This window comes from Listeria ivanovii subsp. ivanovii, from assembly GCF_900187025.1.
Taxonomy (GTDB): domain Bacteria; phylum Bacillota; class Bacilli; order Lactobacillales; family Listeriaceae; genus Listeria; species Listeria ivanovii.
Window position 1 is genome coordinate 1181624 of record NZ_LT906478.1, and the last position, 18371, is coordinate 1199994.

Below are 18371 nucleotides of genomic sequence, written 5' to 3' on the forward strand. Positions count from 1 at the left end.
AATTAAAACTCGGATGATACTTATTTTTTGTATAGATTTTTTATACTTTTATCGATATAGTAGTGTAAAAGAATAAGTAGAATTTTAATAGAGAGGCGATTTATCATAAAAAAATAACCTATCATCCAAAGGAGAAAATCACGGTTTCATTCTCTTTCTAGCTAAATTTGAAGAAAACTGGCAATCCATTTCTGATAAAGAGCATATCTTTATTTATACATCAGATTTCGAATACTTACTTGATACTATTAAAATTGTCTATCCTCTTATGGATTCTCATATAGGCGAAGTGGCAGAATTTTTTGATGTTACTGGAATGAACTGGATTCATAGTAATGCATAGGATAGCATTACTAAAACATTGCTAGCAAAAGAATAGGAAGGTGCACTATTAAATAATTTTGTTCAAACTATTTGCCAATGGATTATTCAAAAACAAAAAGAAGCAGATGAAATAATTATTGAAGGAACTTTATAGGAGAATAATAACATGAAGAAATACAGATGTTTATGCTGCGGTAATTTAACCTTAGCAACAAGAGCAGAATATGATATTTGTCCGGTTTGTTTTTGGGAGGATGATGCGTATTTGATGTTAGATGGAGATGAAATGCGCTTTTTATATTATGAACAAAAACCATTGCCAGAAGACTTGCTTAATTTACATTCTGGTGCCAATCATGGTTTGACTTTAAAAGAAGGGCAACAAAATTACAAAGCATTTGGCGCCTGCGAAAAAGAAATGATACCACACGTTAGAAAACCAAAACCTTTCGAAAAAAGTTAAATTGGGCAAAAAAATAAAATTTGGCGATTTACCAAATTTTTACGACTTTACCAAATATATTCCGTTGTTTAACCCATCCATTCACAAATCCATGATTATTAGATATTTGATACTCTACTTGATTATTTCGCGTACGAATTGCTGAAATCAAATGTGTATAGTAATTTCCTTTTACTTTACAAAATACAATATCTTTTACCTCGAGCTCGATATCAGCTGTAATCGGAATAAGACTGACTGGTTGGTTCGATTTTATAATTGGCAACATAGAATTTCCTGCTTCTTTATATCTTTCAATAAATTGACCTTGTTGTAACAAAGAAGCAATAAAGCTTGCCTTTGACATTTATACACCACCTTTTCGCTAAAGTATAACAAAAAGATTGTGAAAAGTAAAGCGTGCTTGAACTCATCTATAGTTAATTTCTTTTATATAGAAGAAAAGCGACTTTTTAAATGTTAAAGATTTTTTAAATTAGCCAAAATAGAGCGCTAGAAGGATTGCAATTGTGGTAAAAGTAACGTATTCTAAAAGCATCAAGGGATTCGTAGACAGAAAGGCGTGACGACATCTGAAATATCGCAAACTATCTAAAAAGAAAAACCAAAAAAGACTACTTGGGATAGCAGGAGTACTAGTTCTTATTGTTTTAGTAGGAGTCATTGCTTCGGTTGTTAGACAGCAATATTTAATTATGACAGCGCCAGAACCCGATCCAGCATTTCATTCCAAAGAACAAAATTTTCTAAATGAACTGTCACCTCACGCGCAAGAAATTCAGGAAAAGCATGGGATTTTAACTAGTATTACATTAGCACAGGCAATTTTAGAATCAGACTGGGGACAAAGTGATTTAGCGCAGAAAGGGAATAATTTATTCGGCGTTAAAGGAAAATCACCGCAGCCGCTCGTAACGATGTCGACAAAAGAGTTTGTTGATGGAGAATGGATTGAAGTAAATGCTAACTTCCGAAAGTACAAAGACTGGAATGAGTCACTCGATGCGCATGCAGAACTTTTCTTAAGTGGAACTACTTGGAACAAAGACAAATACAATGGTGTTGTAGCAGCTGACGATTATAAAAAAGCCGCACAGGAGTTACAAGCAGCTGGCTATGCAACGGACCCAGACTACGCAGAAAAATTAACTACTATCATTGAAAACTATGATTTACAACTATATGATAGAATCGATGATAAAATCTATTATGATACCAAGTCAACTGGATATTGTAATGTAAAAGAGGACGTTTCAGGTGCCATTTGGACAAGACCATATGGACTATCTGGTGCGCAAAAAGTAGAAGAAATTAACTACTATAAACGAGAAGATTTAAAACTCTTGCGTGAAGCAAAAACAGACAGTGGAACATGGTATCAAATTGCTGTAGCTGACGAGCCAATTGGCTGGGTAAAGCAAGAATTAATTGAAAAAAAGTAACAAAATAACGGATAAAGACGCAAAAAGGCTTGTCTTATTTATAGGCAAATAGTCCTTTCTGTAGTCTTTTTCTTTTTTATTTGCAAAAAACGAGCAAAGCAAACAACTTGAACACCAAATACTGCCACGTTTTGTAACATATGTCATCTAAAAGTAATGTGTATTACAAGAAACTTTTGATAGAATAAAGTGGTTGTTTAAAAGGACATTGGTTTCTAGTTGCAAAAAAGCTAGAAGGGATAACTTAAAAAGGATGTGCAAAAGATCATTATGTTACAACTCGCAAAGAAGCATTTGGTGACAATTGGAATTGGACTTACAATTACATTATGTGCATTACCACTCCATAGCCAAGCTGCTGGTCTAGAGGACGGCTTAACTTCCAAGCAAGAGAAGTTTATTAATGAGATTGCGCCGCATGCAGTGAAAGTACAAAAAGAACACGGTATTTTAGCAAGTATCACTATTTCGCAAGCAATCCTTGAATCCAATTGGGGAGAAAGCAAGCTCGCAAAAGACGGTAACAATCTATTTGGGATTAAAGGTGCTTACAAAGGAGCCTCTATTAAGCTGCCAACAAAAGAGCATAATGGTGTTGTTTGGGTTGGAACAGATGCTAAATTCAGAGCATATCCAAGTTGGTATGAATCACTAAATGATCATGCGGTTTTATTTGTTAATGGTCCCTCTTGGAACAAAAACTTATATGCTGGTTTAATCAAAGAATATGATTTTGAAAAAGCCGCAATAGCACTTGGGAAAACTGGATATTCCTCTGATCCAGAGTATGCAGCAAAATTAATTGAACTAATAGAAAAAGCACATCTAAATAAATATGATATAGTTTACAGTGAACCTGTATCCGAAAAAGCAATCAAAGCTGCAGGAGAAGTAGCATCTATTGATAATAGCTTTATTTGGTCCGCTCCAAGTGGAACAAAAAATGCCAAGCCAATAGAAAAAGTTTCCAAATATAGTAGTCGAAAAGTTTCTATTAATCAAGAAGTGAAACTCCCTGACTCGAATATTTTATGGTATCATATTCATCAAAATGGTAAGTCTATCGGTTGGATAGAAAGTACCTCTATTAAGAATTTTTACCAATCAGAAGACTATTCGCCAACCTTAGAATCACTTCTAAAAACGGATGATCAAAATCGTTTAGTAATCAATATGTCTGTTGACACTACAGAACTTCATAAAACAAGACTAGTAAAAGAAGAGCACAAAGGAAAGCTGGTGCAAAACACACCATTGTTGAGTATTCAATCATTCGCTTGGTAAAGAAGTTTTCAAAAAGCTGAAGAGTCCATCTCGGCTTTTTTTGCATTTTAACAGGTTTTTTTAGTAGAAACTGTTATAATGGATAAGGAGTTTATAAGGAGGGGTTATTTATATGGATGAACAATTAAAGATGTTAAAAGCGTTAACTGATGCGAAGGGTATTCCTGGTAATGAGCGTGCAGTTAGAAACGTATTTCGTGAGTATATTGAGCCGCTTGCTGATAGTTTTGAAACAGACGGTTTAGGAAGTGCAATTGCGAAAAAAGTTGGTAATGAAACAGGACCAAAAATTATGATAACTGGTCATTTAGATGAAGTTGGTTTTATGGTAAGCCAAATTGACGATAAAGGTTTCATCAAATTTCAAACAGTTGGTGGTTGGGTTTCTCAAGTAATGCTAGCACAAAAAGTAACAATCGTAACACGTGCAGGAGAAGAAATTATTGGAGTGATTGGTTCTAAACCACCACACGTTATGACAGCTGCAGAACGTCAAAAATCATTTGATATTAAAGACATGTTTATTGATGTCGGTGCGGTAGATAAATCCGAAGTAGAAAGTTACGGAATTCGTCCTGGCGACATGATAGTTCCAGCTTTTGATTTTACAGTAATGAAAAACGAGAAGTTTTTACTTGCGAAGGCATGGGATAACAGAATTGGACTTGCAATCGCTATCGAAGTACTTAAAAACTTACAAAAAGAACAGCATCCAAATATTGTCTATGGTGTAGGAACGGTTCAAGAAGAAGTAGGCTTACGTGGTGCAAAAACAGCAGCACATTTCGTTCAACCAGATATTGGTTTTGGTGTCGATGTTGGTATCGCAGGGGACACACCAGGCGTAACAGATAAAGAAGCAATGAGTAAAATGGGCAAAGGTCCGCAAATTGTCATTTATGATGCATCGATGGTTGCGCATAAAGGTCTTCGTGACTTTGTAACAGATGTGGCTGATGAATTAGCTATTCCATATCAGTACGAAGCTATTCCAATGGGCGGAACGGATTCCGGTTCAATTCATTTAACAGGTAATGGCATCCCGTCCTTATCCATCACAATCGCGACTCGCTATATTCATTCACATTCGTCCATGTTACATCGCGATGATTTCGACAATGCCGTAAAATTAATTACCGAAGTAGTCAAACGTTTAGACCAAGAAAAAGTAACAGAAATTCGACTAGGTTGAGTTTCGAGAAAAGAGGAAAATTTTCATGGAACAGATTCAATCCGTAAAAAACGACCGTGTGAAAACATGGAAAAAATTACAAACAAGAAAAGGCCGTGATAAAACAGGCACCTATTTGGTGGAAGGTTTTCATTTAGTGGAGGAAGCATTACGTCAAGATGGTCTTGTGCTTGAGCTACTTGTTTCAAAAGATGTTTCTGTTCCTGAAGAGTGGCTAAAAGGAAACTATGATGTTTTGGAGATTAGCACGGAAATCAGTCATTTCATTAGTGAAACAATGACAGAACAAGGCGTATTCGCGGTAGTTGCTACGACTGAGCCAGATATGATGTTGCTCTACGGGAAAAAACTACTTTTAGTGGATGCTGTTCAAGATCCTGGTAATGTTGGGACAATAATTCGGACAGCAGATGCAGCTGGATATGATGCAGTAATACTTGGTCGTGGTAGCGCGGATCTCTATAATCCAAAAGTTATTCGTAGTGCCCAAGGGAGTCATTTTCATATTCCTGTCATTCAAGCAAACTTATTTGATTGGATTCTGAATTTAGAAGAAGAGGGTGTTCCAGTAATTGGTGCAGTGCTTGATGAGCAAGCTAAATCATTAATGGACACTCCAAAAAGAGAAACGCTGGCATTAATGGTTGGAAATGAAGGAAATGGTATCTCGCCTGAATTACAAGCTAGACTTTCAGAAAAAGTATATATTCCTATTTATGGTGACAGTGAATCTTTAAATGTAGCAGTTGCAGCTGGAATTTTACTTTACGGTTTAAGAAAATAATTAAAGTGGTCGCTAGGTTTTAAATAACTTAGCGACCTTTTTTTAGATGTCTTCCTTTTTATTTATTTCCACTTCACGTATAGCAACTCGTTTTAGATCAGCTACGACACTATGCATGTAATCAAGAGCTGCTCCCCAATCAATGCCAGTGAGAAAGCCATTCGAACTGCCTGTTGAGATAATCGTTATTTCTGTTTCCCCGTTAAAATTATGAATATTTACAAATAAAGCTGCTCGGTTAGAAGACCGAAAGTAGAATTTTTCGCATGCAAGTGATGCGAGCTCTCCAAATTCAAACGTACGAATCTCTGAAAACACAATATTAGAACCAACTTGACCTTGCTTGATGATTTCAAGTGTCTCAGCCACATCTGTCTTGACAATGTAACGAATGGATGGCATGTGAGGACCTCCTTCAATAAGTTATACTCTTAGTTTAATGGACTAATAGATGTAGGTCAAATCAACTATACGCTTACTAAATATAAGTTGCGTAGTATTTATTAGTTACTTTCTGTTGATAAATATGTTACAATATCCTGAGAGGTGAGAATTATGACTGATGCACATGTTGTATGTCCGAAGTTTGAATCGGCGTTCCAATTGTTAGGTAAACGCTGGACTGGACTTATCATCAATGTCTTACTGACTGGTCCAAAAAGGTTTAAACAAGTTGCCGCCGAAATCCCGCAAATGAGTGATCGGGTGCTTGCAGAGCGTTTGAAGGAACTTGAGGAAATGGATATTTGCGTAAGACAAGTTTATCCAGAAACTCCTGTACGCATTGAATATGAACTAACTGAAAAAGGGAAAGCACTCCAAGAAGTCATGCTTGAAGTTCAGTGCTGGGCTGATAAATGGGTGGAAGTAGCAAATTAAATGAAGGATAATCTCTCCACCACAAATGGAGGGATTATTTTTTATATTCTTGTGAAAACCACAGGCTTAGCCTGTGGTTCCAGAGAGCTTTAGCGTGGTATTAAAAAAGCCTCCATAAAAAATGCTAAGATAAATGAGGTTCGCCAACCACATTTAGAAGCATAAGGAGGCTATGTCATGAAAGACGATTCAAGTTTAGCACATACGGTATGGAAATGTAAGTATCATCTTGTTTTTGCACCAAAATATAGAAGGCAGATTATCTATGGGAGATACAAATCGAGCATAGGAACGATTATTCGTTTCAGACTGTAGACAAAGTGAGAAATCATTTTATCTGCAGTCTTTTTTGTTTTATAATAATGGTAAGGCTTACATAAAATGATGAGGTGATAAAAATGCTTTCTAAACATCAACAACAAGCACGAAATCAATTAGTAGCTATTTCTTTAGATGATTTGGTCCCAGAGGACCATTTAGTAAGAAAAGTAGATAATATGATTAACTTTGACTTTATCTATCCATTGGTAGAACATACTTATTCTCATATTGGAAGACCTAGTGTAGATCCGGTAGTCCTCATAAAGTTAGTACTCATTCAATATCTTTTTGGTATCCGTTCCATGCGCCAAACCATCAAGGAAGTAGAAACGAACATGGCTTATCGCTGGTTTTTAGGGTATGATTTCAATCAGAAAATCCCCCACTTCTCTACTTTCGGAAAAAACTATGTTCGACGTTTTGCAGAAACGGATGTATTTGAACAAATTTTTTATCGCATTTTAAAACAAGCAATGGATGCTGGTTTAGTCGAACCTGAAGTTGCTTTTGTGGATTCTACCCATGTGAAAGCGAATGCGAATAAACATAAATTTCATAAAAAATTGGTTCGAAAAGAAACACGCGTTTATCAAGAAGTACTAGAAGAGGAAATTAATGTAAGCCGGGTTGCCGAAGGAAAAAAGCCTTTCACCAGGAAAGAAAGTCAGGAGGAGAAAGAAATTAAAATAAGTAATACAGATCCCGAAAGCGGCTACTATGTCAAAGGGGAACGAGAAAAACAATTTGCTTATTCTTTCCATACGGCTTGTGATACCAATGGTTTTATTCTAGGGTCTATTATTACTCCAGGAAACATTCACGATAGTCAACAGTTAGTTCCACTTATCGAAAAATTAAAAAACACCCTTTCGACGCCTTCGGTGGTGGTTGCTGATGCAGGTTATAAGACACCAATTATCGCTAAGTATCTTTGGAGTCAAGGCATAGAAGCGGTGCTTCCTTATACTCGACCAAAAGGAAAAGAAGGGTTATTTTCAAAACGGGCATTTCTATATGATCAGTATTTAGACAGTTATATTTGTCCCAATAACTCGTTATTATCTTATGTTCGAACTACAAGAGATGGTTATCGTCTTTATAAATCTACTCCTCTTCACTGTAGTAGTTGTTCCCTATTAAAGGATTGCACGCAAAATAAACAAAAGGAAAAAACGACTCTGCGACATATCTGGGAGCCTTACTTAGAAGTATCAGAGGAATTGCGTTTCACAGAACAGCATAAAAAATGGTATAAACGCAGAAAAGAAACCATCGAAAGATGTTTTGCGGATGCCAAAGAAAAGCATGGTATGAGATGGACTACTTATCGCGAACTTGCGAAAGTAACTCTCCAAGCAATGCTTACTTTTGCAGCCATGAACCTGAAAAAGATGGCTAACTGGCTATGGAAAAAGGCTATGCCTTTTTATTTTTTTGCCTATAAACAGAAAAAAAACGAAAGTTCTCATCGTTTAACCTTTGAGAACTACCGTTTTTCTACAGTCTGGAACGATTATTCGTTTATTATGTGAGCGGAAAGGTGTGATTATTCATGAGGCTAATGCATGTAAAGATCCTATTCATTTATTAGTGAGTATACCTCCAAAGATAAGCGTATCATCCTTTGTAGGCTATCTAAAAGGAAAAAAGCAGTTTGATGATATTTGATAGACACGCTAATATATGGAAACAGAAAATTTTGGTGTAGAGGGTATTATGTAGATACGGTAGGAAGAAATCAAAGAACGATAGAAGACTACATCCGAAATCAACTTAGGGAAGACTATCAAATGGACCAATTAAATTTATTTGAAGAGGTAGACCCGTTTACTGGAAAAAAGATACGTGGAAAAAACTAACTAAATTCTAGTAGAATTTGGATGAGAATGTGGTACAAAAGGCGAACCATTCAGAAAGCCTTTAGGCTTAGGTCGTAAAGATAGGCTTTCAGCCGAAGAACAAACCACCCGTTTACACGGGTGGTCGTGATTGTAAGAGTACAATCTATTTCTAAAATCAAGTGTCTTTTTTTCTTAGTAAAATGGAATAGCAGAACAATCACACCGAATTGATGACCAACGATTTTATCATAGATAAATGTTTCATTCGTTAGAAGAACTTATTACCAAAAAAACAATAATCTCAAAATCAATGCATTGAAGTTGCGAAATAAAATATCATTTGACATAAAATAATTTTTATCACATTAATCGAAATTATTAAGTTAATTCTTCAATTGAAGCTTTTTTTACGAATAGAATGTACAATTTAAATATTAAATATATTTTTTGTAGACATATTTTTTAATTATATGTTAATTTTAAATAGTTAGACTATATAAAAAATGGAGGCTTTTATTATGAAAAAACTATTTATTATGATTGGTATTATTTTTCTTAGTTTTTCTGTTTTTTCGATTTCAGGAGAGAATGTATATGCTGGAAATGTTAAACATGGAACGTTTGGAATTCCTAAAAAAGGATTTGTAAAGTCTACTTATAAAGGGGCAACTCTTGGTGGCTACATGGATATAGAGTATTCTGATTTCTACCTGAATACTGCTGATGCTCGTACTTTTGCATCAAGATTAGATCAGTCTAATAAATCTGTTGTTGCCTGGGCTGCGGCTTCATTTATTCCTGGAATAGGGCCATATATAACTGTTTTTGGGGCAGCTGCGAGTGTCAAACGTGGAACGGCTACTTCTGCTATAAGGAAATTGACAAACAAAAATAAAAAAGTTCATGTTACTTTGTGTTGGGATAAAAGATATGGAAATGTTAGTTATGTTGTTTCAGAATGGTCTGGAACGAGAGCAAGTATTATTGCGTTTAAAGTTGCGGCTCCTAAATACCGAAAAATTGTGACTACTAAAGTTACTTATTGAGCAATAGTGTAATGAGAAATCATGGAGAACAAAAAAGCATGCTTACATTTCAAGCATATATAATACTAACAAGAAAGAGAAAGGGAGATAGTACTCCATTTCTTGAAAAAAGAATTAAATAAAAATAGATATACTAAAATAAAGGAAAGATAGGAATATGAGATAAAAAAACAATTAGGAGAGTAGTATATTATATTAGAATATTTGACTAAAATGGTCTTAATTATTGTATACTAGTAATAAGAATATGAAGGAGGATGAGATAAATGATTAACTATAAAATTGTTATTTATTTAGGTCAGTTAATTTTTATTATACCAGCTATACTTTTCGCTTTTCATATAGTTGATTCTATTTATATGATTTTAGGATTTATAATGGGTTTAATAATTATGATTTTAGGACTAAGAGCAAAAAAAAAAACTACTAGTTAAATATATTTTGTAAGAATAGATACCGATACATTTCAAATACCAATAGAGACATTCCCGTATATAATTAATCAACAGGTGGAATGTCTCTATGCCGAATGACTTTATCATAGACAAAAGTATATTCGTTAGAAAAACATATCTGAAAACCCATGTTATCAAAATTCTACAAGAAAACACTACTATAAATAATCTTTTCAAACAAAAGATATCTATTAAAAAATTCATTCAAACGAGTTAACTAAACTATCTATCAAAATTTTTTTGTAACCTATGTTTGTGTTTTCTAGAATTTTTTTAACTTGAATCTTTGCCTGAACCATACTATAATAAAAACTATCTAAATATCAAAAGACAATGAAAGAGAAAAGTAACAAAGCATGTTTGTAATAGGGAGAAGTGGTCATAGACTGAAAACCACTTTACAGACTAATTTGCGAACATTTCAGCTCTGGAGTCGCCACTGGGAAGCGTATCTGACGTGAAGGTGGATCGGTTACTAAGCCGTTATCAAAATTTTGAGTGGGAGCAATTTATTTGTTCTTATTAGGGTGGTACCGCGAGAAGTCTCGTCCCTTTGTGGATAGAGCTTTTTTATTTTGTCTAAAAAGAAGGAGTGAACGGTATGTTAGAACAATTGAAATCGCTGAAAAGTGAGGCAGAAGTACAAATTGCCGCGGCAACAGATTTAAAAACATTGAACGACTTACGAGTGAAATACCTTGGAAAAAAAGGGCCAATGACAGAAATCATGAAACAAATGGGGAAACTTTCAGCAGAAGAACGTCCAAAAATGGGCTCACTCGCTAATGAAGTTAGAACAGCTCTAACCGAAGCGATTTCAAGCAAACAAGAAATTTTAGAAAAAGAAGCAATCAATGAAAAATTAAAATCCGAAACAATCGATGTCACTTTACCCGGTACGAATCCAAGTATCGGAACTTCTCATTTACTAACACAAGTTATTGAAGAAATGGAAGATATGTTTATTGGAATGGGTTATACCATTGCGGAAGGCCCAGAAGTAGAGTTAGATTACTACAACTTCGAAGCATTAAATTTACCAAAAGATCACCCAGCTCGCGATATGCAAGATAGCTTCTATATTACAGAAAACACGCTTTTACGCACGCAAACTTCTCCAGTACAAGCAAGAACAATGGAAAAACATGACTTTAAAAATGGACCAATCAAAGTTATCTGTCCAGGGAAAGTATACCGTCGTGATAATGATGACGCGACCCATTCTCACCAATTTACTCAAATTGAAGGACTCGTAGTCGGTGAAAATATTACTTTTGCGGACTTAAAAGGAACATTAACTGTACTTGCAAAAACGATGTTTGGCGAAGAACGTGAAATTCGTTTACGCCCATCATTTTTCCCGTTCACAGAGCCCTCTGTTGAAATGGATATCTCTTGTTTCAAATGTGGCGGTAAAGGTTGTCGCGTTTGTAAGGGAACGGGTTGGATTGAAATTTTAGGCAGTGGAATGGTTCATCCCAATGTACTCGAAATGTCAGGAATTGATTCAACTCGTTACAGTGGATTCGCTTTCGGACTTGGACCAGAACGTGTGGCAATGTTGAAATATGCAGTAGATGATATTCGCCATTTATATACGAATGATTTACGCTTTACGAAACAATTTCAAAGCACAGAAACGGGGGAAATCTAATGTTAGTTTCATATAATTGGGTCAAAGAATTTTTTGAGGAGTTCCCGTTATCTGCAGAAGAGCTAGGAGAAGCAATTACAAGAACTGGAATTGAAATTGAAGGTGTGGAAGAATTAAGCGCTAGTTTAAAAAATGTCGTTGTTGGAGAAGTTTTAACCTGCGAACGTCACCCTGATGCAGAAAAACTAAATAAATGTATCGTTCAAACAGATGAAGCAGAACCTGTGCAAATCATTTGCGGGGCTCCAAATGTGGCAGCTGGACAAAAAGTCATTGTTGCTAAAGTAGGCGCAAGACTTCCTGGTGGACTTAAAATCAAACGTGCTAAATTACGCGGCGAAGTATCAGAAGGAATGATTTGTTCACTGGCAGAATTGGGTTTTGAAAGTAAAGTAGTTCCTAAAGCTTATGCAGAGGGAATTTATGTGTTACCTGAACATGTAGAAGTAGGCGTGAGTGCTATTCATTTACTTGGTCTAGATGATGCAATTTTGGATATGGCGATTACACCTAACCGTGCAGATGCCTTAAGTATGACCGGGGTAGCGCATGAAGTCGGGGCAATTATCCACCAAAAACCAGCACAACCAACTCAACCCGATGTATCTGAAAAAGGAAAAGCAGATTCTTTTTTAACGGTAGAAGTGGAAAATCCTATGGAAACACCTTATTATGCCATCAAAATGGTGGAAAATATTACGATTAAAGAATCACCGCTTTGGCTACAAACGAAACTAATGAAAGCGGGAATACGTCCACACAATAATGTAGTTGATGTTACTAACTATATCAATTTATTATATGGTCAACCACTTCATTCATTTGATTACGACAAAATTGGTAGTAAAAAAATTATTGTTCGTTCTGCCAAAGAACAAGAAGAAATAACTACTTTAGATGGTGAAAAACGTAAACTTCAAGCCGGTCATACGGTTATTACTAATGGAACCGATCCGATTGCCATTGCAGGTGTAATGGGCGGGGAGTCTTCTGAAGTTACAGCAAATACAACAACTGTAGCATTAGAAGGCGCTATTTTCAGTAGCTCCTCTATTGGTAAAGCTTCCAGAGAATTATATTTACGTACAGAAGCAAGCATTCGTTATGACAAAGGATCTGACGCTTGGAAAGTAGAGAAAGCACTTGCTCATGGTGGGGCGCTTATCGCTGAACTGAGCGGAGGAACGCTTGTAGGTGGTGTTGTCGAAGTAGATAACCGTGAAAAAGCAATCAATAAAATCGAAACAAGCTTAACTCGGATTAATCGCATTTTAGGAACAGCTATTACACTTTCTGAAATCGAAACCATTTTTAATCGACTAGGCTTTGTACTTGAAGTAAAAGAAGATACACTCATGATTGAAGTACCATCTAGACGTTGGGATATTACAATCGAAGCCGATATTTTAGAAGAGGTAGCACGTATTTATGGCTACGATGAAATTCCGGTTACACTTCCTGCAACGAGCACAACTGGCGGCTTATCGGATAGCCAAAAAGCTCGTCGTGTCATGCGTGCTTATTTAGAAGGAGCTGGGCTTAACCAGGCATTAACTTATTCGCTAACTTCTAAAAAAGAAGCGACTCGTTTAGCTTTATCCAATGAAAAAACAGTTGCACTTTCGATGCCAATGAGTGAAGAACATAGCCATTTAAGAACAAGTATCGTACCACAATTAATTCGAAGTGCAAGTTATAATATTGCCCGTAAAAATATGGACGTGGCACTTTACGAAATGGGAACCGTGTTTTATGCAACAGAAGGCGATAATTTACCAATTGAACAAGAGCATTTGGCCGGATTAATTACTGGCAACTGGCACGAGGCGGACTGGCAAAAAACACCAAAGCCAGTAGACTTTTTTGTCCTAAAAGGAATTGTCGAAGGTTTAGTGAAAAAATTAGGTATAAAAGCAGAGTTAGTATGGAAACAAACAGAGAAAGAAGAACTACATCCTGGAAGAACCGCAAGTATTTATATAGAAGGAAAAGAAATTGGTTACTTGGGTGGAGTTCATCCGGCTGTAGAAGCAAATGCTGATTTAAAAGAAACCTATGTATTTGAATTGAACGTAGAAGCTTTACTTGGAGCTGCCAAAGAAAAAGTAGTTTATCAGCCAATTCCTCGCTATCCAGAAATGACTCGCGACTTAGCTTTACTAGTAGATAAAAATACCAATCATGCGACTATTGCAGAAGTAATTAAAGCGCATGGTGGTAAGTTATTAGTGGATATCGAGTTATTTGATATTTTTGAAGGAGAAAGCCTTGGCGAAAACAAAAAATCGTTAGCTTATACGTTAACTTTCCTTGATAGCGAAAGAACACTGGTCGAAGAAGATGTACAAAAAGCAACCAACAAAGTAGTAGACGCGTTGAAAGAAAAATTAAACGCGGTTATTCGTTAATCAGAAGAACTAACCTGTATGGAGAAATTTTCCTGCTGGTTAGTTCTATTTTTTACTTCACTTAATGAAATAATGCATGGTATAATGTTCAATAAGGCACAAAAAAGAGGACGGGGAAAATGACCTATGTAGAAATGAAAGATGTATCCAAATACTACGAAATGGGTGAAAACGTTGTCACAGCAAATGATAAAATAACTTTTGGCATAAAAAAAGGGGAATTAGTTATTATCGTTGGTCCTTCTGGTGCAGGTAAATCCACTGTACTAAATATTCTAGGCGGAATGGACAACGCTAGTGAAGGGGAAATCATGGTGGATAACCAAGATATTGCTCAGTATAACGCCAAGCAATTAACTAAATATCGGCGCACCGATGTTGGTTTTGTCTTTCAATTTTATAATTTAGTACCTAACTTAACCACCAAAGAAAACGTCGAATTAGCTGCTCAAATAGCGCCGAATGCATTAGATGCAGAAATGGTTTTAAAACAAGTCGGCTTAAGTCATCGATTAGATAATTTTCCAGCACAACTTTCTGGTGGAGAACAAACGAGTTGCTATTGCTAGAGCACTTGCTAAAGCACCTAAACTATTACTTTGCGATGAACCAACTGGCGCACTGGATTATGATACTGGGAAATCAGTATTAAAACTTCTACAGGAAACCTGCAAAAATACTGGTACAACGGTTATTATCATTACACATAATACGGCCATTACGCCCATCGCGGATCGAATTATCGAAGTTAATAATGCAAAAGTTCGTAGTATCAAAGAAAATCCAGCGCCAATGTCTATTGACGACTTAGAATGGTAGGAAGGGGCAACTAGTGAAACGTACAGCATTATGGAAAGACATCTTCCGTGAAATTTGGCGTTCAAAAAGCCGTTTTATCTCGATTTTTATGTTGATTATGCTTGGAGTTGCTTTTTTCTCCGGACTTAAAGCAACAGGGCCAGATATGCTTTTGACAGCGGATAATTATTTCAATAAATACGAATTAGCTAACTTTCGCGTACAATCAACATATGCTATAGATAAAACCGACAAACAAGCATTAGAATCAATTGCCGGAATTGAAAAAGTAGAACTCGGTTATACCGCGGATACACTAATGAAAGACAAAAATATTGTTACTAAATTGTATTCCACATCAGATAAAGATACATTAAATAAATACAAAATAGTAAGCGGACATTTACCAGAGAAATCAGGAGAAATCGCGCTTGATAATAATAAAACGATTCATGAAAACGTTAAATTAGGCGATAAAGTTACTTTTGTAAAAAGTGATGGGGCTGAGTTAAAAGGTACATTAAATAAATCCACTTATAAAGTAGTTGGATTTGTCCAGTCGCCTTCTTACATTCAAAAAGCCGAACGTGGCTCAAGTACTGTTGGTAAAGGGAAAACGGATGCCTTTGGAGTTATCCCAGCACAAGATTTTGATTTACCAGAATATACAGTAGCAAATATGACATTCCAAAATTTAGCTTCCAAAAAAGCTTTCACTGATGAATATATTTCCACGGAAGAAAAAGATAAAGCAAGTATTGAAAAGGCTATCAAAGATCAACCAGCAAATCGTTTGGTAAAAATCAAACAAACAGAACAAAAAAAGCTTGACGACGCAACAAAAGAAATCAAAGAAGCAAGGGTCGGGCTGCAGGGAAATGAAGCCAAACTAGCAGATGCAAAAGCACAAATTGACTCGGGGTTTACCGAATATATTACTGCTAAAGCAAGCTATGAAGCAAAAATCAAGCAAGGTGAGGCAGAGATTGTTGCAGGTGAACAAGATCTTGCAAAAGCTAAAACGAAACTTGATGCTGCTAAGGTTCAAATTGCGGATGGAGAAGAAGCACTTTTACAAGCGGAAGAAGAACTGAAAGAAAATCAAGCTATGTGGGAAGAGAACAATAATCTTTTAAATAGTGTTAATGGTTATCTGAGAAATGCAAGATCGACATTAGAAAATGCGTTAAGCCAACCAGATTTAACCAATTACGAATTAGACCGAACTAGTATAACTAACTCTTTTAATCTGATAGCGACAGAATTAGATTTTTCAAAGAGCGAGAAGGCTGAGTACAAGGAAAGCTTGGATAGTCTGATGTATGACTACGAGAATGGTGACATTACGGATGCTGAAATTCGCTCTAATTTAAATGCAGCACTCGAACAAGTCGCTAACGCAGAACAAGAATATCAAGTTGCTAGAACTGCATTAGATGAAGGAAGACGTCAATTAGATCAAGGTGCTAAAACGCTTACTCAGAAAAAGCAAGAATTACTGGCAGCGAAAGCAGCTTATCAAACTGGGGTAGCACAATATCAAACAGGAATGAAAAAACTAGCTTCCGCAAAAAATGAATTGGCTTCTGGAAAAGAAACAGGGCGCGTAGAACTACAAAATGTGCTGATTAAGCTAAATACCGCAGAAGTCGAATATGAAAAAAATCTTAGCTTATTTACGACCGAGAAGAAGAAAGCAGAAAACAAACTTTCGAAGGCAGAAAAAGATGTCCAAATTGGCCAAGAGAAACTAGATGCATTAAAATCTCCCAAATATTACGTGCTAGATCGAAATGATCATCCGGGTTATAGCGAGTACAAAGAAAATGCTGACCGCTTAACTTCGCTTTCAACAGCATTTCCAATTTTCTTTTTCTTAATTGCTGCGCTCGTTTGTTTAACAACAATGACTCGAATGGTGGAAGAACAAAGAACACAGATTGGAACATTAAAAGCATTTGGCTATTCCAATGGTAGCATTATTTTAAAATACCTTGTTTACGGTTCGATTGCGAGTATCCTCGGAAGCGTACTTGGGGTCTTAATCGGCTTTCAGTTTTTCCCCAATATTATCTTCAATGCTTATAAATCAATGTATGAACTGCCGTCCGTGGATATAGCTTTTTACTGGAGTTACAGCTTATTAGCTTTACTTGTAGCACTATTATGTACTACATTTACCGCATATGTTGCTTGTCGTGCGGAACTTCGAGCAAATTCAGCCGCATTAATGCGACCAAAAGCACCAAAAGTGGGCAAAAGAATTTTCTTAGAGCGAATTAATTTTATTTGGAAACGAATGAATTTTACAAGTAAAGTAACTGCTCGAAATCTTTTCCGTTACAAACAGCGGATGTTAATGACTGTTCTTGGTGTTGCAGGTTGTACGGCTTTGATTATGACAGGTTTTGGTCTTAGAAACTCGATTAGTGATATTGCAACGATGCAGTACGGAGAAATCATGAAGTATGATGCGGCAGTTTATCAAGATATGAGTGCGCCAAAAACTGCCAAAGAAAACTATAAAAAACTTCTAGATGACCCGAATGTGGATAGCAAACTACCAATCGCCCAAACGAATATGGATGCTGTCAAGTCTAGTCAATCAGCGCAAGCAATGTCGATTATTGTCCCTAAAAACTTAAATGAATTACCAGATTATATCGTCCTTCGCGATCGGGCAAGTCATACGACCGAAAAACTCACCGATGACGGGGCAATCATTAGTGAAAAACTGGCTAAATTATATGACATAAAACCAGACGATAAAATCACTGTCAAAAATGCCCAAAATAATAAATTTACTATTAAAGTTAGTGCTATCACCGAAAACTACGCAATGCATTATCTTTACATGACACCAAGTTATTATCAGCAAATTTTTGATGAAAAACCTGTTTATAATTTAGACTTGCTAATGCTAAATGATACTTCGCAAAAGACAGAAACTGACTTTGCAGAAAAACTAGTAGATAGTAAATCAATTTTAAATGTTACCTTCTCGAGTAATGTAAGTTCGATGTTGACGGATACATTGGATAGTTTAAATATTGTTATTGTCGTACTAATCACCTCAGCTGCACTACTTGCTTTTGTAGTGTTATATAATTTAACAAACATCAACGTATCTGAGCGTGTTCGAGAATTGTCTACTATTAAAGTACTCGGCTTTTATCCAAAAGAAGTCACGATGTATGTTTATCGGGAAAATATTATTTTGACCTTAATGGGAATTGTCACAGGATTTGTGCTCGGCTTTTTCTTACATCGCTTCATTATTACGACCGCAGAAGTCGACCAAATGATGTTCAGTCCAGCAATTGATTGGACGAGCTATCTTTTTTCCAGTATTCTCACTTTAGTATTCGCCTCTGTGGTTATGATTGTCATGCATATCAAATTAAAACGAATTGATATGATTGAAGCCCTTAAATCAGTGGAATAATAAATAACCTGCTTTTTAGCAGGTTATTTTATTTG

14 protein-coding genes, 3 pseudogenes and 1 other annotated feature are annotated in these 18371 nt (G+C 36.0%); of the genes and pseudogenes, 15 read left to right on the forward strand and 2 right to left on the reverse strand.

What is annotated here, in order from left to right; all coding sequences use genetic code 11:
* Window positions 1-490: 490 nt before the first annotated feature.
* The gene (locus tag CKV67_RS05895; protein ID WP_014092603.1) at window positions 491-787 is read left to right on the forward strand and encodes a CPCC family cysteine-rich protein; all 297 of its coding nucleotides are present in this window, start codon (window positions 491-493) and stop codon (window positions 785-787) included.
* 28 nt (window positions 788-815) lie between these two features.
* Here CKV67_RS05895 and CKV67_RS05900 read toward each other — a convergent pair whose 3' ends face one another.
* Entirely contained in the window at window positions 816-1133 is a 318-nt protein-coding gene (locus CKV67_RS05900; protein WP_014092604.1) for a hypothetical protein, read from the reverse strand.
* A gap of 226 nt (window positions 1134-1359) precedes the next feature.
* Here CKV67_RS05900 and CKV67_RS05910 point away from each other — a divergent pair, with 226 nt between their 5' ends.
* The 4 genes from CKV67_RS05910 (at window position 1360) to CKV67_RS05925 (ending at window position 5489) form a co-directional block, all read left to right on the forward strand.
* Window positions 1360-2229, forward strand: a complete 870-nt coding sequence (locus CKV67_RS05910) for a glucosaminidase domain-containing protein (protein WP_014092605.1) — start codon at window positions 1360-1362, stop codon at window positions 2227-2229.
* A gap of 270 nt (window positions 2230-2499) precedes the next feature.
* Window positions 2500-3513 carry a glucosaminidase domain-containing protein gene (locus CKV67_RS05915; protein ID WP_025279891.1) on the forward strand — a complete coding sequence of 338 codons (1014 nt, stop codon included), beginning with the start codon at window positions 2500-2502 and terminating at the stop codon, window positions 3511-3513.
* A 112-nt stretch (window positions 3514-3625) separates the two neighbouring features.
* Window positions 3626-4705: a M42 family metallopeptidase gene (locus tag CKV67_RS05920; protein WP_025279892.1), complete on the forward strand. Its 1080-nt coding sequence runs from the start codon at window positions 3626-3628 to the stop codon at window positions 4703-4705.
* Window positions 4706-4730: 25 nt separating this feature from the next.
* Window positions 4731-5489 (forward strand): TrmH family RNA methyltransferase, encoded by a 759-nt coding sequence (locus tag CKV67_RS05925; protein ID WP_025279893.1) that lies wholly within the window; start codon window positions 4731-4733, stop codon window positions 5487-5489.
* 42 nt (window positions 5490-5531) lie between these two features.
* On the opposite strand, the gene CKV67_RS05930 is transcribed toward CKV67_RS05925, so the two are convergent.
* Window positions 5532-5891, reverse strand: a complete 360-nt coding sequence (locus CKV67_RS05930) for a DUF6054 family protein (RefSeq protein WP_014092609.1) — start codon at window positions 5889-5891, stop codon at window positions 5532-5534.
* A gap of 153 nt (window positions 5892-6044) precedes the next feature.
* Between CKV67_RS05930 and CKV67_RS05935 the strand changes: the two genes are divergently transcribed.
* From CKV67_RS05935 to CKV67_RS05975, 10 genes and pseudogenes are all read left to right on the forward strand, one after another.
* The gene (locus CKV67_RS05935; protein WP_014092610.1) at window positions 6045-6368 is read left to right on the forward strand and encodes a winged helix-turn-helix transcriptional regulator; all 324 of its coding nucleotides are present in this window, start codon (window positions 6045-6047) and stop codon (window positions 6366-6368) included.
* Window positions 6369-6545: 177 nt separating this feature from the next.
* Window positions 6546-6671 (forward strand): annotated as a pseudogene (locus CKV67_RS05940) (transposase); the annotation flags it as partial.
* Window positions 6672-6766: 95 nt separating this feature from the next.
* Window positions 6767-8221: an IS1182 family transposase gene (locus CKV67_RS05945; RefSeq protein ID WP_014092611.1), complete on the forward strand. Its 1455-nt coding sequence runs from the start codon at window positions 6767-6769 to the stop codon at window positions 8219-8221.
* Window positions 8196-8548 (forward strand): annotated as a pseudogene (gene tnpA / locus CKV67_RS05950) (IS200/IS605 family transposase); the annotation flags it as partial. The gene CKV67_RS05945 and the pseudogene tnpA, both read left to right, overlap by 26 nt.
* Before the next feature lie 500 nt (window positions 8549-9048).
* Entirely contained in the window at window positions 9049-9576 is a 528-nt protein-coding gene (locus CKV67_RS05955; protein WP_014092612.1) for a hypothetical protein, read from the forward strand.
* 266 nt (window positions 9577-9842) lie between these two features.
* On the forward strand, window positions 9843-10010 hold the full coding sequence (locus tag CKV67_RS14620) for a hypothetical protein (protein ID WP_155522405.1): 168 nt from the start codon (window positions 9843-9845) through the stop codon (window positions 10008-10010).
* 345 nt (window positions 10011-10355) lie between these two features.
* Window positions 10356-10587, forward strand: a binding site (T-box leader).
* A gap of 45 nt (window positions 10588-10632) precedes the next feature.
* A complete protein-coding gene (gene pheS, locus CKV67_RS05960; RefSeq protein WP_014092613.1) occupies window positions 10633-11685 on the forward strand; it encodes a phenylalanine--tRNA ligase subunit alpha in 1053 nt (350 codons plus the stop codon).
* Window positions 11685-14093 (forward strand): phenylalanine--tRNA ligase subunit beta, encoded by a 2409-nt coding sequence (pheT, locus tag CKV67_RS05965; RefSeq protein WP_014092614.1) that lies wholly within the window; start codon window positions 11685-11687, stop codon window positions 14091-14093. Before pheS ends, pheT begins: the two co-directional genes overlap by 1 nt.
* 119 nt (window positions 14094-14212) lie before the next feature.
* Window positions 14213-14912, forward strand: a pseudogene (locus CKV67_RS05970) (ABC transporter ATP-binding protein).
* Between the two features lie 13 nt (window positions 14913-14925).
* Window positions 14926-18336 (forward strand): FtsX-like permease family protein, encoded by a 3411-nt coding sequence (locus tag CKV67_RS05975; protein ID WP_025279895.1) that lies wholly within the window; start codon window positions 14926-14928, stop codon window positions 18334-18336.
* Window positions 18337-18371 lie beyond the last annotated feature (35 nt).

Coding starts and splice junctions, on each gene's coding strand:
- CKV67_RS05895 (WP_014092603.1), top strand. CDS start 491: ATGAAGAAATACAGATGTTTATGCTGCGGTAATTTAACCTTAGCAACA.
- CKV67_RS05900 (WP_014092604.1), bottom strand. CDS start 1,133: ATGTCAAAGGCAAGCTTTATTGCTTCTTTGTTACAACAAGGTCAATTT.
- CKV67_RS05915 (WP_025279891.1), top strand. CDS start 2,500: ATGTTACAACTCGCAAAGAAGCATTTGGTGACAATTGGAATTGGACTT.
- CKV67_RS05920 (WP_025279892.1), top strand. CDS start 3,626: ATGGATGAACAATTAAAGATGTTAAAAGCGTTAACTGATGCGAAGGGT.
- CKV67_RS05925 (WP_025279893.1), top strand. CDS start 4,731: ATGGAACAGATTCAATCCGTAAAAAACGACCGTGTGAAAACATGGAAA.
- CKV67_RS05930 (WP_014092609.1), bottom strand. CDS start 5,891: ATGCCATCCATTCGTTACATTGTCAAGACAGATGTGGCTGAGACACTT.
- CKV67_RS05935 (WP_014092610.1), top strand. CDS start 6,045: ATGACTGATGCACATGTTGTATGTCCGAAGTTTGAATCGGCGTTCCAA.
- CKV67_RS05945 (WP_014092611.1), top strand. CDS start 6,767: ATGCTTTCTAAACATCAACAACAAGCACGAAATCAATTAGTAGCTATT.
- CKV67_RS05955 (WP_014092612.1), top strand. CDS start 9,049: ATGAAAAAACTATTTATTATGATTGGTATTATTTTTCTTAGTTTTTCT.
- CKV67_RS14620 (WP_155522405.1), top strand. CDS start 9,843: ATGATTAACTATAAAATTGTTATTTATTTAGGTCAGTTAATTTTTATT.
- pheS (WP_014092613.1), top strand. CDS start 10,633: ATGTTAGAACAATTGAAATCGCTGAAAAGTGAGGCAGAAGTACAAATT.
- pheT (WP_014092614.1), top strand. CDS start 11,685: ATGTTAGTTTCATATAATTGGGTCAAAGAATTTTTTGAGGAGTTCCCG.